The organism is Enterococcus casseliflavus, from assembly GCF_029215545.1.
Classification (GTDB): Bacteria; Bacillota; Bacilli; order Lactobacillales; family Enterococcaceae; genus Enterococcus_D; species Enterococcus_D casseliflavus.
On record NZ_CP119393.1, the window covers coordinates 3,264,668 to 3,285,290 of the forward strand.

At 45.0% G+C, this 20,623-nt stretch carries 20 protein-coding genes, 1 riboswitch and 1 other annotated feature; of the genes, 7 read left to right on the plus strand and 13 right to left on the minus strand.

Translation table 11 applies throughout. From position 1 onward, the window contains the following. Window positions 1-124 precede the first annotated feature (124 nt). From P0G38_RS15325 to P0G38_RS15335, 3 genes are read right to left on the minus strand one after another with little or no spacing between them, the layout of a single operon-like run. Window positions 125-2,137 carry a glucose PTS transporter subunit IIA gene (locus P0G38_RS15325; protein ID WP_275852863.1) on the minus strand — a complete coding sequence of 671 codons (2,013 nt, stop codon included), beginning with the start codon at window positions 2,135-2,137 and terminating at the stop codon, window positions 125-127. Then, the gene (gene murQ, locus P0G38_RS15330) at window positions 2,137-3,045 is read right to left on the minus strand and encodes an N-acetylmuramic acid 6-phosphate etherase (RefSeq protein ID WP_275852866.1); all 909 of its coding nucleotides are present in this window, start codon (window positions 3,043-3,045) and stop codon (window positions 2,137-2,139) included. Before murQ ends, P0G38_RS15325 begins: the two co-directional genes overlap by 1 nt. Continuing rightward, complete coding sequence (locus tag P0G38_RS15335; protein ID WP_153882984.1) at window positions 3,038-4,102, minus strand: DUF871 domain-containing protein; 1,065 nt, start codon at window positions 4,100-4,102, stop codon at window positions 3,038-3,040. The genes murQ and P0G38_RS15335 overlap by 8 nt, the downstream gene beginning before the upstream one ends. A gap of 246 nt (window positions 4,103-4,348) precedes the next feature. Here P0G38_RS15335 and def point away from each other — a divergent pair, with 246 nt between their 5' ends. Then, entirely contained in the window at window positions 4,349-4,912 is a 564-nt protein-coding gene (gene def, locus P0G38_RS15340) for a peptide deformylase (RefSeq protein WP_005227211.1), read from the plus strand. Window positions 4,913-4,990: 78 nt separating this feature from the next. On the opposite strand, the gene P0G38_RS15345 is transcribed toward def, so the two are convergent. The 8 genes from P0G38_RS15345 to P0G38_RS15380 form a co-directional block, all read right to left on the minus strand. Then, a complete protein-coding gene (locus tag P0G38_RS15345) occupies window positions 4,991-6,199 on the minus strand; it encodes a M20 family metallopeptidase (protein ID WP_275852875.1) in 1,209 nt (402 codons plus the stop codon). 58 nt (window positions 6,200-6,257) lie between these two features. Further along, window positions 6,258-7,097, minus strand: coding sequence for a MetQ/NlpA family ABC transporter substrate-binding protein (locus P0G38_RS15350; protein WP_005227209.1), 840 nt, complete (start codon window positions 7,095-7,097; stop codon window positions 6,258-6,260). 52 nt (window positions 7,098-7,149) lie between these two features. Next, window positions 7,150-7,830 (minus strand): methionine ABC transporter permease, encoded by a 681-nt coding sequence (locus P0G38_RS15355; protein WP_275852907.1) that lies wholly within the window; start codon window positions 7,828-7,830, stop codon window positions 7,150-7,152. After that, window positions 7,831-8,907 (minus strand): methionine ABC transporter ATP-binding protein, encoded by a 1,077-nt coding sequence (locus P0G38_RS15360; RefSeq protein ID WP_010748679.1) that lies wholly within the window; start codon window positions 8,905-8,907, stop codon window positions 7,831-7,833. A 359-nt stretch (window positions 8,908-9,266) separates the two neighbouring features. Continuing rightward, window positions 9,267-9,505 (minus strand) — a binding site (T-box leader). Between the two features lie 53 nt (window positions 9,506-9,558). Then, complete coding sequence (locus P0G38_RS15365; protein WP_086293862.1) at window positions 9,559-10,077, minus strand: cysteine hydrolase family protein; 519 nt, start codon at window positions 10,075-10,077, stop codon at window positions 9,559-9,561. A gap of 11 nt (window positions 10,078-10,088) precedes the next feature. Continuing rightward, a complete protein-coding gene (locus tag P0G38_RS15370) occupies window positions 10,089-10,613 on the minus strand; it encodes a transcription repressor NadR (protein WP_005227206.1) in 525 nt (174 codons plus the stop codon). Further along, on the minus strand, window positions 10,610-11,458 hold the full coding sequence (locus P0G38_RS15375; protein ID WP_005227205.1) for a chorismate mutase: 849 nt from the start codon (window positions 11,456-11,458) through the stop codon (window positions 10,610-10,612). Before P0G38_RS15375 ends, P0G38_RS15370 begins: the two co-directional genes overlap by 4 nt. 13 nt (window positions 11,459-11,471) lie before the next feature. Continuing rightward, window positions 11,472-12,164: an NAD-dependent protein deacylase gene (locus tag P0G38_RS15380; RefSeq protein ID WP_015508851.1), complete on the minus strand. Its 693-nt coding sequence runs from the start codon at window positions 12,162-12,164 to the stop codon at window positions 11,472-11,474. 157 nt (window positions 12,165-12,321) lie between these two features. Here P0G38_RS15380 and P0G38_RS15385 point away from each other — a divergent pair, with 157 nt between their 5' ends. Both P0G38_RS15385 and P0G38_RS15390 read left to right on the plus strand, forming a co-directional pair. After that, complete coding sequence (locus P0G38_RS15385) at window positions 12,322-12,990, plus strand: response regulator transcription factor (protein WP_015508850.1); 669 nt, start codon at window positions 12,322-12,324, stop codon at window positions 12,988-12,990. 14 nt (window positions 12,991-13,004) lie between these two features. Next, window positions 13,005-13,910, plus strand: coding sequence for a sensor histidine kinase (locus P0G38_RS15390; RefSeq protein WP_015508849.1), 906 nt, complete (start codon window positions 13,005-13,007; stop codon window positions 13,908-13,910). Between the two features lie 75 nt (window positions 13,911-13,985). On the opposite strand, the gene P0G38_RS15395 is transcribed toward P0G38_RS15390, so the two are convergent. Further along, window positions 13,986-14,747, minus strand: a complete 762-nt coding sequence (locus tag P0G38_RS15395; RefSeq protein ID WP_010748673.1) for an ABC transporter permease — start codon at window positions 14,745-14,747, stop codon at window positions 13,986-13,988. Window position 14,748: 1 nt separating this feature from the next. Next, window positions 14,749-15,666, minus strand: a complete 918-nt coding sequence (locus tag P0G38_RS15400) for an ABC transporter ATP-binding protein (protein ID WP_010748672.1) — start codon at window positions 15,664-15,666, stop codon at window positions 14,749-14,751. 316 nt (window positions 15,667-15,982) lie between these two features. Here P0G38_RS15400 and P0G38_RS15405 point away from each other — a divergent pair, with 316 nt between their 5' ends. The 4 genes from P0G38_RS15405 (at window position 15,983) to brnQ (ending at window position 20,614) form a co-directional block, all read left to right on the plus strand. Further along, entirely contained in the window at window positions 15,983-16,285 is a 303-nt protein-coding gene (locus tag P0G38_RS15405; protein ID WP_005227198.1) for a hypothetical protein, read from the plus strand. A gap of 147 nt (window positions 16,286-16,432) precedes the next feature. Continuing rightward, a riboswitch (Lysine riboswitch) is annotated at window positions 16,433-16,606 on the plus strand. 115 nt (window positions 16,607-16,721) lie between these two features. Then, window positions 16,722-18,311: an ABC transporter permease subunit gene (locus tag P0G38_RS15410; RefSeq protein WP_016609561.1), complete on the plus strand. Its 1,590-nt coding sequence runs from the start codon at window positions 16,722-16,724 to the stop codon at window positions 18,309-18,311. Window positions 18,312-18,322: 11 nt separating this feature from the next. Continuing rightward, window positions 18,323-19,057: an amino acid ABC transporter ATP-binding protein gene (locus tag P0G38_RS15415; RefSeq protein ID WP_005227196.1), complete on the plus strand. Its 735-nt coding sequence runs from the start codon at window positions 18,323-18,325 to the stop codon at window positions 19,055-19,057. 204 nt (window positions 19,058-19,261) lie between these two features. Further along, window positions 19,262-20,614 (plus strand): branched-chain amino acid transport system II carrier protein, encoded by a 1,353-nt coding sequence (brnQ, locus tag P0G38_RS15420; protein WP_086338985.1) that lies wholly within the window; start codon window positions 19,262-19,264, stop codon window positions 20,612-20,614. Window positions 20,615-20,623: the final 9 nt, after the last annotated feature.

The window sequence follows — 20,623 nt, forward strand, 5'->3', positions numbered from 1 at the left end:
ATTGCCTCCTCGAATGGGATCACTCCCTTTGTAACGAAACTGTAACATAAAGGAAAATTTTTCGCAATCTATTTAGTAACTTCTTAAAAAAAACCTCTATCTTTATCCGATAGAGGTTTTAACATTATTTTATCGTTGCCACATGCATGACGGCTTGACCCGCTTTTGTTTCTGTTCCTGGTAACCCTTCGATATTGGTTACTTGCTCCATATTGGTGATGATCACGAGCATCTCAGAAGCTTTGCCTTTAGCCGTCAACTGTGCCAAATCGACTTGGGCAACTTGGGTAGCTGGTGTCACGGCTTGGCCTTCCTCCACCAGGATCTCAAAAGGTGCTCCTTGCAATTCGGCGGTGTCAACACCCATGTGCAGCAGAATCTCTAGCCCGCTGGCAGTCTTGATCCCCAATGCATGTTTCGTGGGAAAAATCGTCGTGACGGTTCCTGCTGCTGGTGCATAGATCGCACCATTGTCTGGCAAGACGAAATACCCGTCGCCCATCATTTTTTGCGAAAATACCGGATCACTTGATGCACTGATCGCTTTTGTCGTGCCTGTGGCTACTGCGTATAAAGGGGTATCGATCGGTTCTTTTGATGGAGTTGCTGTCGTTTCCTTTGCAGCCGTTTCACTCGTTTGTTTTGGTTGCGGTCGCACAGTAACGGTTGCAGCTGGTTTTGCTTCTTCTGCCTCGCTTTCTTTGACTGCTTCTAAGCGATCTTTCGGAATCCCAAAGAAGTAGGTGGCAACGAAGCCGCCAGCATAGCCTGCTAACAAGCCGAAAATATAGCCCATCCAACGGCCGTTGGCAATCAAGGGGATCAAAGCTAGCCCTGACGGTCCAATCGCCGTTGCGCCGATATTTGTCAAAGCGCCAATGACCGCACCACCGATCCCACCACCAATACAAGCAGTGATAAATGGTCGACCTAATGGCAACGTCACTCCGTAGATCAATGGTTCGCCGATGCCTAAGATCCCAACTGGCAATGCGCCTTTGATCATTTCAGAAAGCTCTTTGTCTTTACGTAGTCGTACCCATAAGGCTAAAGCTGCACCGACTTGACCAGCACCAGCCATGGCTAAGATCGGTAATAATTGCGTGCTGCCTGTTGCTTCGATCATTTGAATGTGGATCGGGGTCAAAATTTGATGCAAACCAAACATGACCATTGGTAGGAAGGCCGCCCCTAAGACAAACCCAGAGAAAGCACCGCCCACGTTCAAGACCCAAGTGATCGAACCGACTAAGCTGTCAGAGATCAGACCTGCCAATGGCATGATCAAGAAAATCTCCGTCAAACCGATGATCAGCAAACACAACGTCGGGGTCACGATAATATCGATCGCTTCAGGAATCACTCGATGCAGCACTGCCTCTAATTTCGCCAAAAGCCATACTGCGAAGATCACACCGATGATCCCTCCTTGGTTGGCAGCTAAAGCTTCGCCAGTGAACAAGTTTTGGATCGGGGCTTCTGGGTTCATACCTGTCAGCAAGATGATCGAGCCGATCACGCCACCAAGGGTTGGATTGGCTTTAAAGACCTGCGCTGCATTGACCCCAGTAAAGATCGCTAAATAGGTGAACATCCCATTTCTGAGGACGTTTAAAATCATGACATAATAATTCCAAGTATCTCCATCTAATCGGCCAGCCGTGATCATATTGGTCAGGACAGAAGCGATCCCTGCGACGAGTCCTGCACCAACGAAGGCTGGAATCATTGGAACAAAGATATTAGAAATATCTTTCAGCAGCGACTTTAATGGCGATGATTTTTGTTTGGCTTTTTGGGCTGCTTTCATCTCTGCCGTTTTTTCTGATAACGCCTCTTTGCCTGATTTTTGCGGTGGGATCTCTTGCCCTAAATCAACACCAGCTTTTGCCACCATTGCATTGGCTACTTTGTTGACTTTCCCTGGTCCGATAATGACTTGCAGCTGCTCATCATTGACCACACCCATCACACCGGGAATCTCTTTTAACCCTTGTTGATCGACCTTGTCGTGGTCGCGGACGGTCATTCGTACGCGAGTCATACAGTGATTGACTGTTTCTACGTTGTCCATTCCGCCGGCTTCTTGAAAAATCTTCTCCGCTAACTCTTCTACCGTCAGTGTTTCTTTTGCCATTACTTTTCTCCTCCTAACGCCGTTTTGACAAACCCTTGTGCCGTGGCAAGTTTTGCTTGTGCTTCGTCTTTCGTGCTATCAGTCAACAGCATCACGATCGCCAATTTGACATTCTGATCTGCTTCTTCAAATGCCGCGGCGGCTGTTTCATAATCAGCTTCAGTCGCCTGCATGATGATCCGTTTTGAGCGTTCCACCAATTTTTCGTTGGTCGCTTTCACGTCGACCATCAAATTATTGTAGACTTTGCCGATCCCTACCATCGATAACGTCGAAATCATATTCAAAATCAATTTTTGGGCAGTTCCTGATTTCAAACGAGTCGAACCTGTAAGAAATTCTGGTCCACAATCGACCTCGATTGGAAAGCTGGCATGCTGAGAGATCTCCGCATCTTTATTACAAGCGATCGTAGCCGTTGTGGCACCGAGCTCATTGGCATAGTTAAGCGCCCCGATCACGTAAGGGGTTCTGCCACTGGCAGCGATCCCGATCACCATATCATTTTGGTTCAACTTCAAATCGATAAGGTCTTGTTTGCCTAGCGTTAAGGAGTCTTCTGCTCCTTCGACAGCGACCGTCATCGCTTCTTCGCCACCGGCGATCAAACCGACCACCATCTCAGGTGATACTCCAAAGGTTGGGACACATTCGGCCGCATCCAAGACGCCTAATCGACCACTCGTCCCAGCGCCAAGATAAATCAAGCGTCCGCCCTTTTTAAAAGCGACGATGGTTTGTTCAATCACTTTTTCAATACTAGGAATTTCTTTTTCCACCGCATAGGCAACTTTTTGATCTTCTTGGTTCATTTTTTGACACGCTTCTAAAATCGTCATTTCATCTAAATTGCTCGTTTCACTATTGCGTCGTTCGGTCGTTAATTTGTCTAAATTGATTTTATTCATCGGAATCATCTCTTTCTAATTTAAATCGCATCCCTGCTTTGATTTGTTGGATCAACGGCAGATCGGCTGGTATCACCTGAGCGGCGAGGTTGACTTTTGGGTCTGCCGGCAAAGGTCGTTTGCACACCTGGATCTCTCCCATATAGCGCAAGTACTCTTGGTTATCGATCGTCACAGCCCCCACTGGCCGCTCTTGACTAAGTTCAGGTTTGACTTCTGGAATGGCATTGAAACGGGCATCGGCGCTGCGCAAGACATCCCGAGCTTCATCGTAACGATTTTGGTGATTCCCTAAGACGTGTTCAAAGTAAGTGGAACCAAGATCTTTGACCCGCAAAACGATCCGCGCTTCTTGCAGATACGTCGCAAACTGCTGGGCACTTTTTTCAGAAACCATGCCATCGCCAATGTAAACAGCATCGACTGAGCCAGTTGCCAATAAGTCGATCGCTGCGGCAAAAGGCGACCAGTTCCGGTGTCTTTCCAGTGTGGGTAATCCTTGAAATAACGGTCCGCGTTTCTTGGCATCCCCTGGAACAAAGGCTTGGACGAAAAAGCCTTGTGCTTTCAACCAGCGGTTCTTCTCCTGAAACCAGCCAACATCCAGTCCCGTTTCTGGTCGGGGGTAATAATTGTGCCAAGCTTCCAAACGAGTAAAATCGGCTCCATACGCCTGCAGCTCTCGAATGTCTTTTTCCGTCAATGTACTGGCATTCAAACTGATGGTCATTTCTTTTGAAAAAGCTGCGATTTGCTGATTGTCGATCGCATAATCCATTCGTAAACCAGTGACACCGATCTCCCTTAGTTCCGCCAGATTGTCGATGGAAAAGCCCGCTTCTGCTAATGCGTTTCCAGAAATATCTACCATTAAAGACAGCTGATGGTCTTTTGCGAAACCTCCCAAGTCCGTCAAACGCTGCCGATAAGTACTGCGATCATCTTCTGGTATGTGCATGGAGGTGAAAATCCCTTTAAAGCCTGATGCCATCGCAGTCATCTGCTCAAGTTCTGCTGCCGTCAAGTCTTCGTTCATAAATACAGAAAAGCCGAACATCTCTTTGCCTCCTTGATGGGTCACTTTCGTGATACCGTTTTCTATAAAAGCATTATAACTGATTCTTTTCCCATTTGCAACTATATTTCATAATTAAATCGTTAATATAGAAATATCGTTTCATTTAATAAGAAAGCTTTACCGTTTAAACTTTCTTATGCCCTTCTTTCTACACTTATGGTACACTTTATTAGGAACGAAACTTGCTTTCGTCATTTTTACATAGTAGGAGGAATCACATCATCAATGATTACAATGGATGATATTATTCGCGAAGGCAATCCAACCTTGCGTGAAGTAGCAAAAGAAGTACCTTTTCCTTTGAGCGAAGAAGATATCGCACTGGGAAAAGAAATGATGACCTTTTTAGAAAACAGCCAAGACCCAGTCAAGGCAGAAGAACTTGAATTAAGAGGCGGCGTTGGTCTAGCAGCTCCTCAATTAGATATTTCAAAACGAATCACAGCGGTCCTCGTCCCTAGCAGCGACCCAGAAAAAACTGAACCTGATTTTAAAGATGTTCTATACAACCCCAAAATTTTAAGTCATTCCGTGCAAGAAGCTTGTTTGGGTGAAGGCGAAGGCTGTCTGTCCGTGGACCGTGAAGTCCCTGGCTACGTGGTACGCCATGCCCGGATCACGATCAGCTATTACGACATCAACGGCAAAAAGAAAAAAGTTCGTTTGAAGAACTATCCTGCGATCGTCGTTCAGCATGAGATCGATCATTTGAACGGGGTCATGTTCTACGATCATATCAATCAACAAAATCCTTTTTCATTGAAAGAAGGCATTTTAGTCATCGACTAACTAAAAAGTCTCTACCGACATTTTGCGGCAGAGACTTTTTTTCTATACTATTGACTATCTTCCTTCACGGTTTTGGCATTAATTGCCTTTCGCTAGGCTTTCTTGATGATCGGCTTTGATTTTTTCTAATAACGCTGGCTGCTCAAAAAGGTCTAATGCCGTCAGCGCTAAAAGTTCCGCCGCGATGGCGATCGATTGCAAGCCTTTTTCACTCTTGGCAGCGGCTTTGAATTCTTCCGAATGACCCGCAATGTAGTCATCTGAAATCGAAACGGTGGGTTGGATCGTCGGGATCACTTGACTGACATTGCCGACATCAGACGAACCAAGGCTTGTTTTGGCTTCCGTATCGATCTCATCGGCAGGTACGCCCGCTTCTTGGGCATGGGCGAAGAAGATCTCATCAAAACTTGGTGTCACGATCACATCGTCGACGGAGTTTTGGAACAAACCAAATTCATAGGTCGCTCCCGTAGCTAAAGCGGCTCCTTTTACGATGTTTTCGACTTTCTCGTAGACATCATTCAAGGTTGCTCGATTGGCAGCTCGTAAATAAAAACGACCGGCTGCATATTCTGGCACGACATTGGCTGCCACGCCGCCATCGGTGATCACACCATGAATATTGACATCTTTTGGTAAATGCAGGCGCAACCCATTGATCCCGTTAAAGACTTGCAGCAATGCTTCTAACGCGTTGATGCCTTTTTCTGGTGCAGCTGCCGCATGGGAAGCCCGACCATAGAACTTGATATCCACTGGATCATTGGCTAATGAAGCCGTCGTTTTGCCATAGCGATGGGCTGGATGGACACAAAGAGCGGCATCGACATCATCGAAGAACCCTTCACGGACAAAACTGCCTTTAGCGGAACCATTTTCTCCACCTTCTTCTCCTGGCGTCCCATAGACTCGAATCTCCCCGCCTAGCTCATCGATGAAAGGTTGCAGAGCACTGGCAGCTAAGACGGAATAAGTCCCGAAGAGATTGTGTCCGCAGGCATGACCGATGCCAGGTAACGCATCATACTCGGCTAAAAAGGCAATCGTCGGACCCGGTTTCCCACTGACATAGCGGGCATCAAAGCCGGTGCGATGGCCTGCCACATCCTTTTTAACAGCAAAGCCTTCTTTTTCTAATTGGGCGATCAGGGCATCGGCTGAATAAAACTCATAGTTGCTGACTTCTGGGTGATTGTGGATATCTAATGCCAAGGCTTGATAAGCGGCTAAACGCTCTTGGATAAATGGTTTGATGGTTGCTTTCGTAATAGTTGCTGTTGTCATAATCAAATCTCTCCTTTTTATACATGCTTTTTCAGTTTTTTATCAAATTACATGGTGCTTATTTTGCCCCAAAGGTTTCCCAAGCAGGAACGCTTGATCCTTTTGACGTTTCCTCGATGACTTTTTTCGTATCCTCTGTTTGGTAAGCAGCGACCACTTTTTGGTAAACTTCATTGTCTTCCTCTTCTTTACGGGCGGCAATGATGTTGACGTAAGGACGGGCCGTTTCATCAACAGGCTCTAAAAAGATCGCATCTTCGGTTGGTACAAATCCTGCATCCACCGCCATGCCGCTATTGATGACCGAAACATCGACATCCGAAAGTGCCCGTGCGGTTTGCGCTGCATCAAGTTCTGAAATTTCTAAGTTCAAACGGTTTTCTGTAATATCCGCGACCGTTGGTGTTTGTCCGGCTGCTTCATCCACTTTGATCAATCCAGCTGATTGTAATAAAAGCAATGCCCGACCACCATTGGTCACATCATTAGGGATCGCAACTTTAGCTCCTTCCGCCAAATCGTTGACATCCGTCACTTTGTCGGAATAAATGCCTAATGGCGCATTGACTGTATTGCCGATCGATACGAGATCAGTACCAAATTCTTCATTATAGTTGTCCAAGAAAAATTGGTGTTGGAATGAATTAAGGTCGATGGAACCATCAGCTAAAGCTGCATTGGGTTGATTGTAATCAGAGAATTGGACATATTCTAAATTGATGCCTTCGTCTTTCAAACGATCCTTGACATCATCCCAAACGTCGGTGTCCGCCCCGATCACCCCTAATTTCACCGTCACTTCTTCTTGGTCATTGGCTGCGGCACTGCCATTGTTTCCGCATCCAGTAATAAATAATAATGCTGCCCCTAAGACGATTGATTGTACGATTTTTTTCATTTTTGCTTCCTCCATAGACTTGCTTGATTTTTTATTTGTACGTAAGTGGTGGTCAGTGTGATACTCGTTTAATGAGTAGGTTGCTGACAAATTGACTGATAAAAACGAATACCAAGATGATCAAGGTCGCCATGATCGTGACATCGGTCTGGAATCGGTTGTACCCGCGGGTGATGGCTAAGTTGCCTAAACCACCAGCGCCAACAGCTCCTGCCATGGCGGTCAATCCAATCACATTGATCACGGTCAATGCAGAGACCCGAATGATTCCCGCCACGCCTTCTGGTAAATAGACCCGAAAAATGATACCGAAAGGACTGGTGCCCATCGCTTCAGCTGCTTCTACGACACCGGGGTCAACTTCTAGCAAGGCGATCTCGATCTGCCGAGCAAAGAAGGGGATGATCCCAGCAATCAGAGGAACCAATGCTGCTGTTTCGCCGATGGTCGTTCCAACAAGGAATCGGGTAAAGGTTCCTAGTAACGTCAATAAGATAATAAAGGGGATCGAGCGGACCACATTGATGACTTTATCGAGAAATTCAAAGAGCGGTCGATTTTCTAAAATCCCATTCGGTCGAGTTACTACCAAGACGATCCCTAACAAGATACCTAAGATGCCCGCAATCAAAGAGGTCCAAAAAACCATATACAAGGTTTGGATCGTTGCTCTCACAAATTCATCTTGGATCGCAACAACATTGGGAAAATATCTTTCTAATAAGGCAGCCATCTAAAATCCTCCTTTAATCACATTGTTTAATGGTTCTGCATGATTTTCTTTTAAAATATTGGTGTAAACTCCTTGAGCCTTCAAGTATTCTAAGGCATGTTTACGCTGATGGTATTCGCCAGATAAGCTAACGACTAAGCTGCCGATCGGCACTTCTTGCAAGATCTCCACGTTGCCGTAAAGAATATTGGTGGTCACTTTGTAGCGGCTGTACAATTGGGCGATCAGTGGTTCATTGGTTTGATCGCCAACATAGGACAGCTCCACCAGCCATTCATTTGGTGCCAAGGAAGAAAACTTCGAACTGCCAAGGATCGTTTCTAAGGCTTGGTCGATGTGCGTCGCCGTTCGGATGAAATCTTTGGTCAATGGTTTTTCTGGTTGACTGAAAATCTGAACGCTTGAACCTTGCTCGATGACTTCGCCGTCTTCCATCACTGCCACTTTGTTGCAGATTTCTTTGACGACTTGCATCTCATGAGTAATGATCACGATAGTCAAGCCGAGGGTTCGATTTAATTTTTTCAACAAAGCCAATATCTGTAAGGTCGTTTTCGGATCAAGGGCGCTGGTTGCTTCATCACAAAGCAAGATCTCTGGATCATTCGCTAACGCTCTGGCAATCGCGACCCGCTGTTTTTGTCCTCCAGATAGTTGGCTAGGAAACGCTTGGGCTTTTTCTTCCAATCCCACCAATGCTAACAGCTCGGTTACTTTTTGATGACGTTCCTGTTTGGACCGTCCCCCGTATTTTAAGGAGAAATCCACGTTATCAAAAACATTGCGGCTGTCCATCAAGTTGAAGTGCTGAAAGATCATTCCGATCGTTTTCCGTTTTTCTCGCAGGGCTTTCGCAGAAAGCGTGGTCAGCTCGGTACCATTGACGACGACGCTGCCGCTACTTGGGCGCTGCAATAAGTTGATCACACGGACGAGTGTACTTTTCCCGGCGCCTGAGTAGCCCACGATGCCGTAAACGTCCCCTTTGTCGATCTCGATCGATACGTTTTTGACCGCTTGGATCGCGGGTTTCTTTGGTTGATTGAATGTTACTGATATGTCTTTTAATGAAATCATCGTCTTCCCCCTAGTTCTTGTCTTTTTCAATAAAAAAAGGCGTCCTCAAACAAGTCACCTGTGACTTGTTTGAGGACGCCTTTTTGCGTGTTACCACCTCAGTTTAAGCTGCACTCACATACAGCTCCTTTTCGAGTACGATCATACTCTAGCCAGATAACGGTCGCTACCGTCGTCGCCTTGCAAACTACTGCTCGGAACGAATCACTCCTTGGCCATTTTCTAAAAGTCGTTTGATGCTTCTTTTCAGCTACCGAAGCTCTCTGTTGAAAAAACGTGCTTTTGTACTTACCAATTCTTCGTGTGTGGTGCTATTTGATTTTAGGTATAAAAAAAGTCCTTTTACCAGCGTTTGCTAGTAAAAGGACGAATACTCGTGTTACCACCTTTTGTTTAGAAGGTTTCCCTTCCCTCAACCCAACGTCTAGTCGTGCTAGAGATTGGTGCACTTTGTAACGGTAGTGCGCATCCGTGATTGCCTACTTATCGACAATCAATCCTCCAAGGCCATTTTTCATCGCTTCTGACTTGACTCTTTCCACCAACCAGAGTCTCTCTTTGAAGTATCCGCGGTTACTTTCCTTCTCAACAGATTCATTATTCTTGTTGAAGAGTACTTTACTGGAAAATGAACGCCTTGTCAACAAGAAATCACAATTTTTTCATCTGAGGATTTGCCAAGACTTCCGCAAAGCGTCCTTGCCAGATCATTTCGTACCAATCAATGATTTCAGCTGCTGATCGTCCTCGGCTTGGATACGTCGTTGTGGCTTGGGCATACACGACGTTTTGATAACCCAGACCATGCGCGAATTTGATCGTGCCATCAAGGCAATATTCCGTCTGAGCACCAGCAAATTCGATACTACGCACTTGGTTTGTCTGTAAGACCGCTTGTAGATCTGTTTGAAAAAAACTATTGGCGTGTTTTTTTCGAATCAAACGATCCGTTGGTTCATAGGCCAATGCTGGGTGCAGTTGCCATGCTTTGCTACCGTAGGGCAACGTCTCCTCTTCATGCTGAACAAAAATAACTGGTTTTTCTTCTTTACGATATCGTTGGATTCGTTGGTTGACGAACAGCAATAATTCCGACAAATGGTCAATTGTTTGGTCATTTGTTTGACAGACCCCATTTTGCAAGTCAATGATCAATAAGACATCTTGCATCACTTCACTCCTCAATTTTGGTAGAGCATGCCTTTTTCTGCTAACTGTTGTTTGGCTTTTTCCAGAGCCGCAGGATCGGTGTAGCGCAACGTATGCAAGTGTACCCCATTGGTTAAATCTGAGAGCAAGCGGGCTTCTGCATGTTTGGTTTTGTTGATGAAATCAGTCACGTCTTGGTCTGTTTGGATCTGCAAATTGCCAGTGATCTCTCCATAGATCTCATGCTCAACGATGACATCGACCACTTCCACACCACAAGCGACAAAGATGCGCAATTCTTCTTCCGTTTGTTCAGGTCGATGCTGCACTGCTAGCTTACTTACATGTCCTGCCTCATCCAACAGCGCTTGGAGACGATAGCCGCGAGCCGTAGCCACAATCGCTTCACCAGCTGCTCGCAATAAGGCAATGTCCCCAACGATGATTTGACGGCTGACTCCGAGGGATTCTGCCAGTTTGCTGGCACTGATCGCTTTGTCCGCTTGCTTCAATGCCGCTAAAATGTTTTCTCGACGTGTTCCTCCATCCATACTCATTCCTCCAATTGATTCTCTTGATAGGTTTTTGAGTGGTTCATAATTGATTGAAACATAGCCAAAATCGTTTCTTCATAGGCTTGATTAGAAATCGCCTGCCGAATGTTTTCCAGCACTTTCTCTTCACGATTTTCATCTAATACTGGCAATTGACTGCTTTTCTTCAATTGTACGATTTCGTTGACCGTGCTCATACGTTTTTCCAAAAGATGCGTGAGTTGCCAATCAATGTCATCGATCGCTGCCCGCTGAACAGCCAAGGGATCTTGCTGGTTGTTTTCTTCTTCTAAGTCGATCGTCTTGATGACCCGTGCTGGATTTCCCGCCAGCACGACATTGTCGGGGAATGATTTGGTAACGACACTGCCAGCGCCTACCACGACATTGTTGCCTAAGCGGACCCCTGGCAAAATCGTGGCCGCACCACCGATCCATGCGTTGTCGCCAATCACGATCGGTGCCCCTAATTCTAAGCCGCTATTTCGTTTGACCGGATGTAATGGATGAGTCGCCGTAAACAACCGAACATTGGGTGCCAGCATACAATTGTCGCCAAAGGTAATCGGGCAAACATCTAATAGCACACAGTCGTAGTTAGCATAGAAGTTTTTGCCGACAGAAATATTGTAGCCATAATCAAAGCGGACATTCGGTTCGATATAGATTCGACCAGTCACAGAGCCGAAAGTTTCTTTTAGTAACTGCTCTTTGATTTTTGTATCAGTTTCTTGGTTGATCAGGTTCATTTGTTCACGGGCATATTTTCGATCTGCCACCAATTCTGGATCTGGGGAAAAGTACAATTCGCCAGCAATCATTTTCTCTTTTTCGGTACGTTGTGTCATATCATAAACTCCTTCATTCAATTTTCTGGAAAAACGTTTCGGCTGCTGCGGTCAACATGCCATATTCATTCGGGATCGCCAATGGTTCCTTATTGATGACCAACACCTGCTGGCTGTAATCGACTAGCCCTGCAAAAGGATAGACTTGCAGCGAAGTCCCCACGACCACCGTCAGGTCGGCTTGAGCAACGGCTTGAATGGCTCCTTCAATGGTTTCATCAGTAAATCCTTCCCCGTAAAGCACGATCGCTGGCCGAATCTGACCGCCGCACCCTGCATGGTGCCAATCTTGCAAATACGCTTGCCAAGGTACCTGATTGCCGCATTTTCGGCAATAACAGTTGTACAAAGAGCCGTGAAAATCGATTCTTTGGTGACTGCCTGCTTTTTCATGCAAGCCATCGATGTTTTGCGAAACGACCCAGACGGTTTTCTTCGCTTGCAGCTCAGCCATTTTTTGATGAATGATATTAGGCTGTGCTTGAGGATGGTAGAGGTGCTTGACGAACTGATAAAATGTTTCCGGTTCGTTTTCTAAACAGTCATGGCTTAACAAATACTCTGGCTGTGCCACTCCTTGATAGACCCCTTTTAAGGAACGGTAATCAGGAATGCCAGATGGGGTCGAAACACCAGCCCCCGTCAAAAAGGTCACGGATGATGCGGCGGTGACCGCTGCGATTGCTTGCTCAATAGATACCTTCATCGTTCTAACTTCCTTTATGGCTTTTCTCTTATTCTAACCGAAAAAGAACCGTTTTTGCGAAAAATCAGCCATTTTCTTTTTTAAAAGCAACTAATGCTTTTTCGTGCGGAATTGCTTATAATAGATGCAACAAATGCAAGGAGAATGGGAAAACCAAATGAAAATTTTGATTATCGAAGACAACAATGAGATCAGCGAAATGTTGGCTACTATTTTAGCAGCTGACTATACTGTCCAGCAAGCCTATTCAGGCACGGAAGGTCTGCTACTTTTTCAGCAAGATGCTTTCGACTTGATTTTGCTAGATCGAATGCTCCCTGGTAAAGATGGGACACAAGTCTTGCAAGAGATTCGCCAAACCTCCACGGTCCCCGTCATTATCTTGACTGCCTTAGATGAACCAGCCGATGTTTCCACCCTTTTGCTGGCGGGTGCCAATGATTACTTGACCAAACCCTTCAATGTCGAAGAATTAAAAGCCCGTATTATTGTTCAGTTGCGCACAAATAAACAAGCCCCTCCTGTTGCCAGCAGCCTCTCGTATAAAAACATTCAACTGTTGCCTGACTCGTTTCAGCTGCAACGAGGAGAAGCAACGGTTCAGTTGAAGAAAAAGGAGTTTGAGATTTTTTCCCTGCTCTTAGCCAACCCCAAAAAAGTTTATACGAAAGAAATGCTCTATGAAGCTGTTTGGCAAGAACCCTATTACGGTGAAGAAAACACGATCAATGTCCATATCAGCCATTTACGCAGCAAAATCAAAACACTCGATCCAGAGGAAGCGTATATCGATACTGTCTGGGGCATCGGCATCAAGTTAGCTTAAAAAGGAGGAACCCCATGCATATACTTCAGTTTTTCGCTGCCTTGATCGTTGCTTTATTGATCGGTTACTGGCTATTTTTACTGTATGATCTGAAAAAGTACCACCAACAATTAGCAAGAATCAGCGAAATCGAAACAAATCAAGAGATCCATTTGCAGACCCGAGTGCCCGCTTTAAAAGCGATCGCCTTGTTAAACAATCAGATACTTAGAAAAAATAAGCAGCAACACTATCAAATGCTGCAAGAAAACCAGCAATTGGAACAAGCCATTCAAAATATCTCTCACGACTTGCGCACACCTTTAACGGTCGCCAGCGGCTACACACAACTGCTGCAAGCCGATACGACCCTCAACAACCAACAGCTGCAGCTGTTGGAAAAAGTCAGCAGTAACCTAGAAAAAGTCGAAAATCATCTGGAACAGTTATTGACCTATCAGCGCCTCAAAGACAATCAACTGGCTTTGACCTTAGAAGAATTCGATCTTTCTCGTTTGCTGGAGGAGGAACTGCTCCAGCTCTATCCTTCTTTTGAGGAAAACCATTTATCACTGACGGTTGCGATCCAACCCAATATCATGATCATTTCAGATAAAAAAAGTTGGCAGCGTATTTTTCAAAATGTCCTTGGTAATCTGCTGGAACATGGCAATGAAACGGGAACGATCCGCTTGAAACAACAAGGAGATCGCATCGTTTTCCAACAGGAAAATCAGCTGAGGACACCGATCCAGCACCCAGAAAAATTGACTCACCGCTTTTATACGGAAGACCTTTCACGGCACAAACAGCAAGCTGGACTTGGTCTGTATATTATCGCGGCATTGACTCATGCATTAGAGGGCAAGATTCAACTGGATACAACCGAAGAGACGTTTCGTTTGACTTTGGCTTGGCAGCAGTCTGCTAAGTCCCATTAAACACTGGCTACACGGACAAAAACGCCCAACAGTCTGACCTTTTGCGGTCGGTCCTGTTGGACGTTTTTCTTTTCTTTATAATTCTTGTCTCTTAAACACCAGATGTGCAGCCAAAAGACAAAGCAACAAACTAATCAGACTCCCAACAAAAATTGGTTGAACCATTTCCCACGTTTTGAAAGTGGTCATAGTCACCATCTCTAATCCGCCTTGGAAATCCAAGTATTCTAAGAATTTCCAGGTTGGCAAAGAAAAACGTGCAATCGCAAAGCCCATCGGAATAAAGATCGTCGCCAACACGCTGACTGCTGTATTTTTGGTCAAATACAACACCAACAAGGCAAAAGATGAGGTAGCCAGTAAGATCAATACAAAGCCAGCGAAATAATACACTAAGTTTTCTAGCTGAGAGATGTCTTCAAAGCCGGTACCGCCAATGATCGTTCCCGCAACAAAGCTCACTAAGCAAATAGCCAAAATTTGCAAGACAAGTACCAACGCATACACCAAGAATTTTCCAAAAAGATAGGCGGGTTTAGAAACACCGACGGTAATGATATTCTTCATCGTCCCTTTCGTGTACTCACTCCCTAAAACTTGCATCACTAACGGCAGTGAATAATACAATAACATGGAAGACAGGCTGGTCTGGATCGCAAGAAAGCCCGTCATTTCGGCAAGGCTGCCTGTGGTTTGCGTACTATCTCCCAGGGTGACTCCCACGTCACCATTTGAAACAACCGCTAAAATCACCAACAATAAAATAATTCCTTCTGTGATCCAAAAACTTTTACTTTTAGATAAACGATACAAATCTGCCCGAATAAAATTCAACATCTTAATTTCCCCCTTCACTTGTCACTAACTCTTTGAAATACGACTCTAGGTTTTCCCCTTCAAAAGAAATCTGGTCGATAGCGATCCCTTCATAAACCAATTGACGGATTAGATCACGAATCAATACATTTTCTTGGTAGATGTGGATCTTGTGGTCACTGACAACTTTATATTCAGAAATCAGTTGACTGTCCAGTAAGCGGCTAGCTGTGGCTACATCATCGACTTCTAATTGAATAAACCGTTTCGCCATCAGATCGAATTCGTGTTTGGTCATCTCTTTGATCAGACGCCCCTCACTAATGACCCCAAAGCGTGTAGCCACTAAGTACAGCTCTTCTAAAATATGGCTGGAGATCAAAATCGTCATGCCGCGTTCTTGATTCAATCGTAAAAGCAGCTCTCGAAATTCAACGATCGCGACAGGATCCAAGCCATTGATCGGTTCATCTAAAATTAGAAAATCTGGCTGATTCAACAAAGCAATCGCTAAGCCCAGTTTTTGTTTCATTCCTAAAGAAAAATCACGGTATTTCTTGTTGCCGACATTGGTCAAACCAACAAATGCCAGTGCCTTACTAACGGCATCAGGTTCCACCACCCCGCTGATTTTGCAATAATAGTTCAAATTTTGTTCTGCGGTCAATTGGTCGTAAGCGACTGGAGTCTCAATCACATTACCGACCCGTTTCAGCATCTGGATGTAGGCTTTGCCGCCTTCAACACCAAACAACTGCAGACTGCCACTGGTGGGTTGGATCAGCTGCACGATCGCTTTTAGTAAGGTCGTCTTCCCAGCACCATTTCTCCCTACCAATCCATAAATATCTCCTTTGGCGATCGTTAGATCGACATCATGCAGCGCCAGCTGTTTGCCGTAACGCTTGTTTAATCCTTTGATTTTAAGAACATTTTCCATTTCTACTTCCTCCTTGCTTGCTTCTGTGATCATTCTAGCAAGCAGATCTAAATCAGCTATTAACTAATTATTAATTGATTCTTAACTCGTATTTTTTTGCAAAAAACAACTTATTTCTATTATACACAGCTGAAAATAACCCCAGTGAGAAAAATCGTCCCTTTTCCAGCAAACCCACCAATAGCAAATGTAGCAGACGATCTTTTCATTACTGCTTTTGCTCTTTGTTTTTTGCCTCACAAAGAAAGAGATTCCTTCATGACAAGGAACAAAAAACGTGGTAAACTAGTCACGAATCAAAGTGAGGTGAAATACATTGGTAGCAGCTATTATTTATTGGGCAATGATCATTATCAGTTTCGGTTGGTTGGCAGTCAGCTTATATTTCTCTATCTTCTATTTAGCACGTAAAGAAAATGGCAATTTATGGGCATTTGGCTTTTTAAATGTCATCACAGCAATCATTCAAGCCATCGTCCTTGTGGTTTACCGTACCTTAGGACAAGATTGGGGCGTTACACAATACTCAAGCCTCATCTATCTAGCACTTGGCTTATTGCTTGGCTTGACAGTCATCCAAGCTGTTTTAGGCCGTGAACCAAAAGCGAAAGTCGCTTAAGGGTTCCAATAGACACTCGTAAAAACGATCCGCTTTCTCTTTGATAAAAATAGGGAAATGGTCGTTTTTTTGTTAAAAAGAATTGACATTTGGGTGCTTTTCTTCTAAACTCTGAGAAGAATCAAATTAAATACGAGTACCCTTTAACATTTAGGTAGAGGTCGCGAGGTTCATTAATCCTGCTGAGTGAAGCAACACGTTTACAGCAGAGCTAGGGAACATCGCCGAAACAAGATCGGTTTTGCTTGCATCGATTTTGTTGGGCCGCAAATGAACAATTTGCGGACTGTCTTAGCTTGTCTAAGTTGCGCTATGTTTTGTGAAAGGTTTGTCGACGATGACCTGTCAACAGCCGTTTTCCAATCATGGAGTACGGCTGTTTTTTTGCTTTTTCATCCTTACCTGCTTGTCCAACTCGTGAAAGGAAAGAGATAAAATGAAAAAAAATAATTGGATCTGGGCGGTCTTCGCCCTCTGTCTAACCCTCATTCAGCTGCCCCTAACCGTGCAAGCGGATGACCAAACGCCTGCGGAACAATTCCGTGTCGGTATGGAGGCAGGCTATGCCCCCTTCAACTGGACGCAAACGACGGACGCCAATGGTGCCGTGCCGATTTCTGGGGAAGAAGGCTCGGCGTTTGCCGGCGGTTACGATGTCCAGATCGCCAAACGAATCGCTGAAGGTTTAGGCAAGGAATTAGTGATCGTTAAAACCCAATGGGACGGTCTGCCACCAGCTTTACAGGCGGGGACTATCGATGCCGTCATCGCTGGTATGTCACCAACGGCCGAACGCCGTGAGCAAATTGATTTTACCGATCCTTACTATGAATCAGACTTGGTGGTCGTAGTACGGAAAGATGGAGCATTCGCCGATGCCAAAAGCCTCGCCGATCTTTCGGGGGCAAAAATCACTGCTCAGCTGAATACCTTCCATTATACGGTCATTGATCAAATCCCTGAGGTTCAAAAAGAGCAAGCCATGCGGGACTTCTCCTCCATGCGCGTTGCTTTAGCTTCGGGCATCATTGACGGCTACGTCAGCGAACGACCAGAAGGCGTCACTGCCGTCGGGGCAAATCCTGATTTGAAGATGGTCGAGTTCGATGAAGGAGCCGGTTTTGAAACCAATCCAGAAGACGTCCAAGTAGCAGTCGGGATGCGCAAAGGCGATCCCGATGTTGAAAAAGTCAATGAGATCCTTGCAGGAATCTCTGAAGAAGAACGGGTTTCCCTGATGGATCAAGCAGTCTTAGATCAGCCTGCAGATGCCAGCGGAGAAACGGCGGATCAAGGTCTGATCGCTGATTTCAAAAAAATCATTGATGATTACGGCATGCTCTTTTTACGAGGCGCTGGCTTGACCTTATTCATCGCGATCCTTTCAACGATCATCGGATTGATCATCGGTCTTTTAGTCGGTATCTTCCGAACATTGCCGCTTTCAGAAAATCCAGTAGGACGTTTCTTCCAACGAATCGTCAACGGCCTGCTGACCATCTATATCGAAGTTTTCCGCGGTACCCCAATGATGGTTCAGGCAATGGTTATTTTCTACGGAACGGCTCTAGCCTTTGGTGTTTCCATGAATCGCACGCTGGCAGCTGTGCTGATCGTTTCTATCAATACGGGTGCCTACATGTCTGAAATCGTTCGTGGAGGGATTTTTGCTGTAGATGACGGTCAATTTGAAGCAGCTCAAGCCATCGGAATGACCCATTGGCAAACCATGATCAAAGTCGTGTTGCCGCAAGTAATGCGCAATATTTTACCAGCTACCGGAAATGAGATCATTATCAATATCAAAGATACTGCTGTCTTAAGTGTCATCAGTGTTGCGGACCTCTTCTTCCAAGGTACATCAGCCGCTGGAACGAACTTCCAATACTTCCAAACATTTGCGATCATCGGTGTGATCTACTTAGTCTTGACCATCAGTGCCACCCAGATCTTGCGCTTTGTTGAACGCAAAATGGATGGTCCCAGTGCGTATGTCAAATTAGAAGACATCAACCCGAACGAATAAGGAGGAAGAACATGTCAGCAATCATTGAAATTGACCATTTAAAAAAGAGTTTTGGCGACAACGAAGTCTTAAAAGACATCAGTTTGTCTGTTAATAAAGGAGAAGTTGTCACGATCATCGGTTCTTCTGGTTCAGGAAAATCCACACTTCTTCGCTGCATCAACTTGTTAGAAAAACCAACCAGTGGGCAAATCATCTACTTAGGTGAAAATGTGCTGGAAAAAGGCTATGACTTGCCGAAATACCGTACGCATCTAGGAATGGTTTTCCAATCCTTTAACCTATTCAACAATATGAATGTATTAGAAAACTGCGTGACGGGACAAGTCACTGTTTTGAAACGTGATCGCAAAGAAGCAGAAGCGACTGCCAAAGAAAATCTGGAGCAAGTCGGTATGGCTCAATATGCCAACGCCAAGCCTTCCCAGCTTTCAGGCGGACAAAAACAACGGGTAGCCATTGCCCGTGCCTTATCGATGAATCCAGATGTCATGTTGTTTGATGAGCCGACTTCTGCACTGGATCCAGAAATGGTCGGTGAAGTGTTGAAGACCATGAATACGTTAGCTCATACTGGCTTGACGATGGTGATCGTTACCCACGAAATGGGCTTTGCCAAAGAAGTATCTGATCGGGTCATCTTTATGGATCAAGGTGTCATTGCCGAACAAGGGACACCTGAAGATATCTTTATTCATCCAAAAGAACAGCGCACCAAAGAATTCCTTTCCCGTGTGTTGAATTAATTTTCTGTCTTGAAACACTTAGCGATCTTCTTCCGAGCTTTTTCGTCCTTTTTCAGTACGCTTGGAAGAATTTAATGCTAAGTGTTTTTTTATTCTCTAAACGACAATTGTCAGAATTTATCAAAAAATCACAAAAAACCATTGCTATTTGTTAGAAACTTTGTTATTTTTTTTAAAACTAAGGAATTATAGGAGCTTTCATTTATGGAAAAAAAGTTACAGTTTAAGGATTATATGTATGTTGGATCAATGCTTTTTGGTCTTTTCTTTGGTGCGGGAAATCTGATTTTCCCAGTCCACATGGGACAAGAAGCCGGTGCGAATGTCGGCTTGGCCAATCTTGGCTTTTTAGTAACAGGGATCGGCTTACCGTTTTTAGGGGTGATCGCCATTGGGGTTTCCCAGAGCAGCGGTGTTTTTGAATTAGCTTCTCGAATCAATCGACGCTACGCACTTATTTTTACGATTTTGCTTTATTTAGTGATCGGGCCGTTCTTTGCTTTGCCCCGTTTGGCTACCACTTCTTATGAGATCGGGATCGCTCCCCATGTTTCATCTGACATGCAAACTTGGTTATTGGCGTTGTTTTCTGCCCTCTTCTTTGGCGCTGCCTGGTGGTTTTCTCGTAAACCAAGCAAAATCTTAGATTATGTAGGGAAATTTTTGAATCCATTATTTCTGGTCTTACTAGGCGTTTTGCTGTTTTTTGCTTTTTGGCAACCTCTAGGAACCATCAGCGATGCGCCGATCTATCCTAGCTATCAAAGCGATGCTTTCTTTACTGGTTTCACCAACGGTTACAATACCCTTGATGCGCTGGCATCTTTAGCCTTCGGGATCATCATCGTCTCGACGATTCGCAATATGGGGGTTGAAAAACCTACGACGGTCGCAAAAGACACGATCCTTTCTGGTTCTGTCAGCATCGTGTTGATGGGGATCATCTATACCTTACTTTCTTATATGGGAACCAAAAGTCTAGGGCAATTTCCTATCAGCGAAAACGGGGGGATCGCTTTAGCACAAATCGCCAACCATTACCTTGGCACTGTCGGCAGTCTGCTGTTGGCTTTGATCGTTATCTCCGCTTGTTTAAAAACTGCCATTGGTTTGATCACGGCTTTTTCCGAAACCTTTGCTGGATTGTTTCCCAAGCAAAGCTACGGGTTCTTTATCGCTTTGACAAGTATCTTGCCAGCGATCTTCGCCAATGTCGGCTTGACCAATATCATCGAGTTTTCTATTCCAGTCTTGATGTTTATCTATCCACTGGCGATCACGTTGATTTTGTTGGCGATCATCAGTCCCTTGTTTCATCATCGTGCCAGTGTCTATCGAATGACGACATACTTCACATTGATCGCTGCAATCATCGACGGTTTAAATGCAAGTCCTGCACTGATTACCAACAACGCTTTCGTGCAAGGAATCTTGTCTTTTGCGTCAGAATATCTGCCCTTCTTCCAAATCGGGATGGGGTGGGTCGTACCGGCTGCGATCGGATTTTTGATCGGTTTGCTATGGTCGTGGTTCAAAAAAGACCCTGTTTCAGCCTAAATTAGTTAA

Excerpts from the sequence above, each read along its gene's own strand:
- P0G38_RS15325 (WP_275852863.1), bottom strand. The coding sequence starts at position 2,137 with ATGGCAAAAGAAACACTGACGGTAGAAGAGTTAGCGGAGAAGATTTTT.
- murQ (WP_275852866.1), bottom strand. The coding sequence starts at position 3,045 with ATGAATAAAATCAATTTAGACAAATTAACGACCGAACGACGCAATAGT.
- P0G38_RS15335 (WP_153882984.1), bottom strand. The coding sequence starts at position 4,102 with ATGTTCGGCTTTTCTGTATTTATGAACGAAGACTTGACGGCAGCAGAA.
- def (WP_005227211.1), top strand. The coding sequence starts at position 4,349 with ATGATTACAATGGATGATATTATTCGCGAAGGCAATCCAACCTTGCGT.
- P0G38_RS15345 (WP_275852875.1), bottom strand. The coding sequence starts at position 6,199 with ATGACAACAGCAACTATTACGAAAGCAACCATCAAACCATTTATCCAA.
- P0G38_RS15350 (WP_005227209.1), bottom strand. The coding sequence starts at position 7,097 with ATGAAAAAAATCGTACAATCAATCGTCTTAGGGGCAGCATTATTATTT.
- P0G38_RS15355 (WP_275852907.1), bottom strand. The coding sequence starts at position 7,830 with ATGGCTGCCTTATTAGAAAGATATTTTCCCAATGTTGTTGCGATCCAA.
- P0G38_RS15360 (WP_010748679.1), bottom strand. The coding sequence starts at position 8,907 with ATGATTTCATTAAAAGACATATCAGTAACATTCAATCAACCAAAGAAA.
- P0G38_RS15365 (WP_086293862.1), bottom strand. The coding sequence starts at position 10,077 with ATGCAAGATGTCTTATTGATCATTGACTTGCAAAATGGGGTCTGTCAA.
- P0G38_RS15370 (WP_005227206.1), bottom strand. The coding sequence starts at position 10,613 with ATGAGTATGGATGGAGGAACACGTCGAGAAAACATTTTAGCGGCATTG.
- P0G38_RS15375 (WP_005227205.1), bottom strand. The coding sequence starts at position 11,458 with ATGACACAACGTACCGAAAAAGAGAAAATGATTGCTGGCGAATTGTAC.
- P0G38_RS15380 (WP_015508851.1), bottom strand. The coding sequence starts at position 12,164 with ATGAAGGTATCTATTGAGCAAGCAATCGCAGCGGTCACCGCCGCATCA.
- P0G38_RS15385 (WP_015508850.1), top strand. The coding sequence starts at position 12,322 with ATGAAAATTTTGATTATCGAAGACAACAATGAGATCAGCGAAATGTTG.
- P0G38_RS15390 (WP_015508849.1), top strand. The coding sequence starts at position 13,005 with ATGCATATACTTCAGTTTTTCGCTGCCTTGATCGTTGCTTTATTGATC.
- P0G38_RS15395 (WP_010748673.1), bottom strand. The coding sequence starts at position 14,747 with ATGTTGAATTTTATTCGGGCAGATTTGTATCGTTTATCTAAAAGTAAA.
- P0G38_RS15400 (WP_010748672.1), bottom strand. The coding sequence starts at position 15,666 with ATGGAAAATGTTCTTAAAATCAAAGGATTAAACAAGCGTTACGGCAAA.
- P0G38_RS15410 (WP_016609561.1), top strand. The coding sequence starts at position 16,722 with ATGAAAAAAAATAATTGGATCTGGGCGGTCTTCGCCCTCTGTCTAACC.
- P0G38_RS15415 (WP_005227196.1), top strand. The coding sequence starts at position 18,323 with ATGTCAGCAATCATTGAAATTGACCATTTAAAAAAGAGTTTTGGCGAC.
- brnQ (WP_086338985.1), top strand. The coding sequence starts at position 19,262 with ATGGAAAAAAAGTTACAGTTTAAGGATTATATGTATGTTGGATCAATG.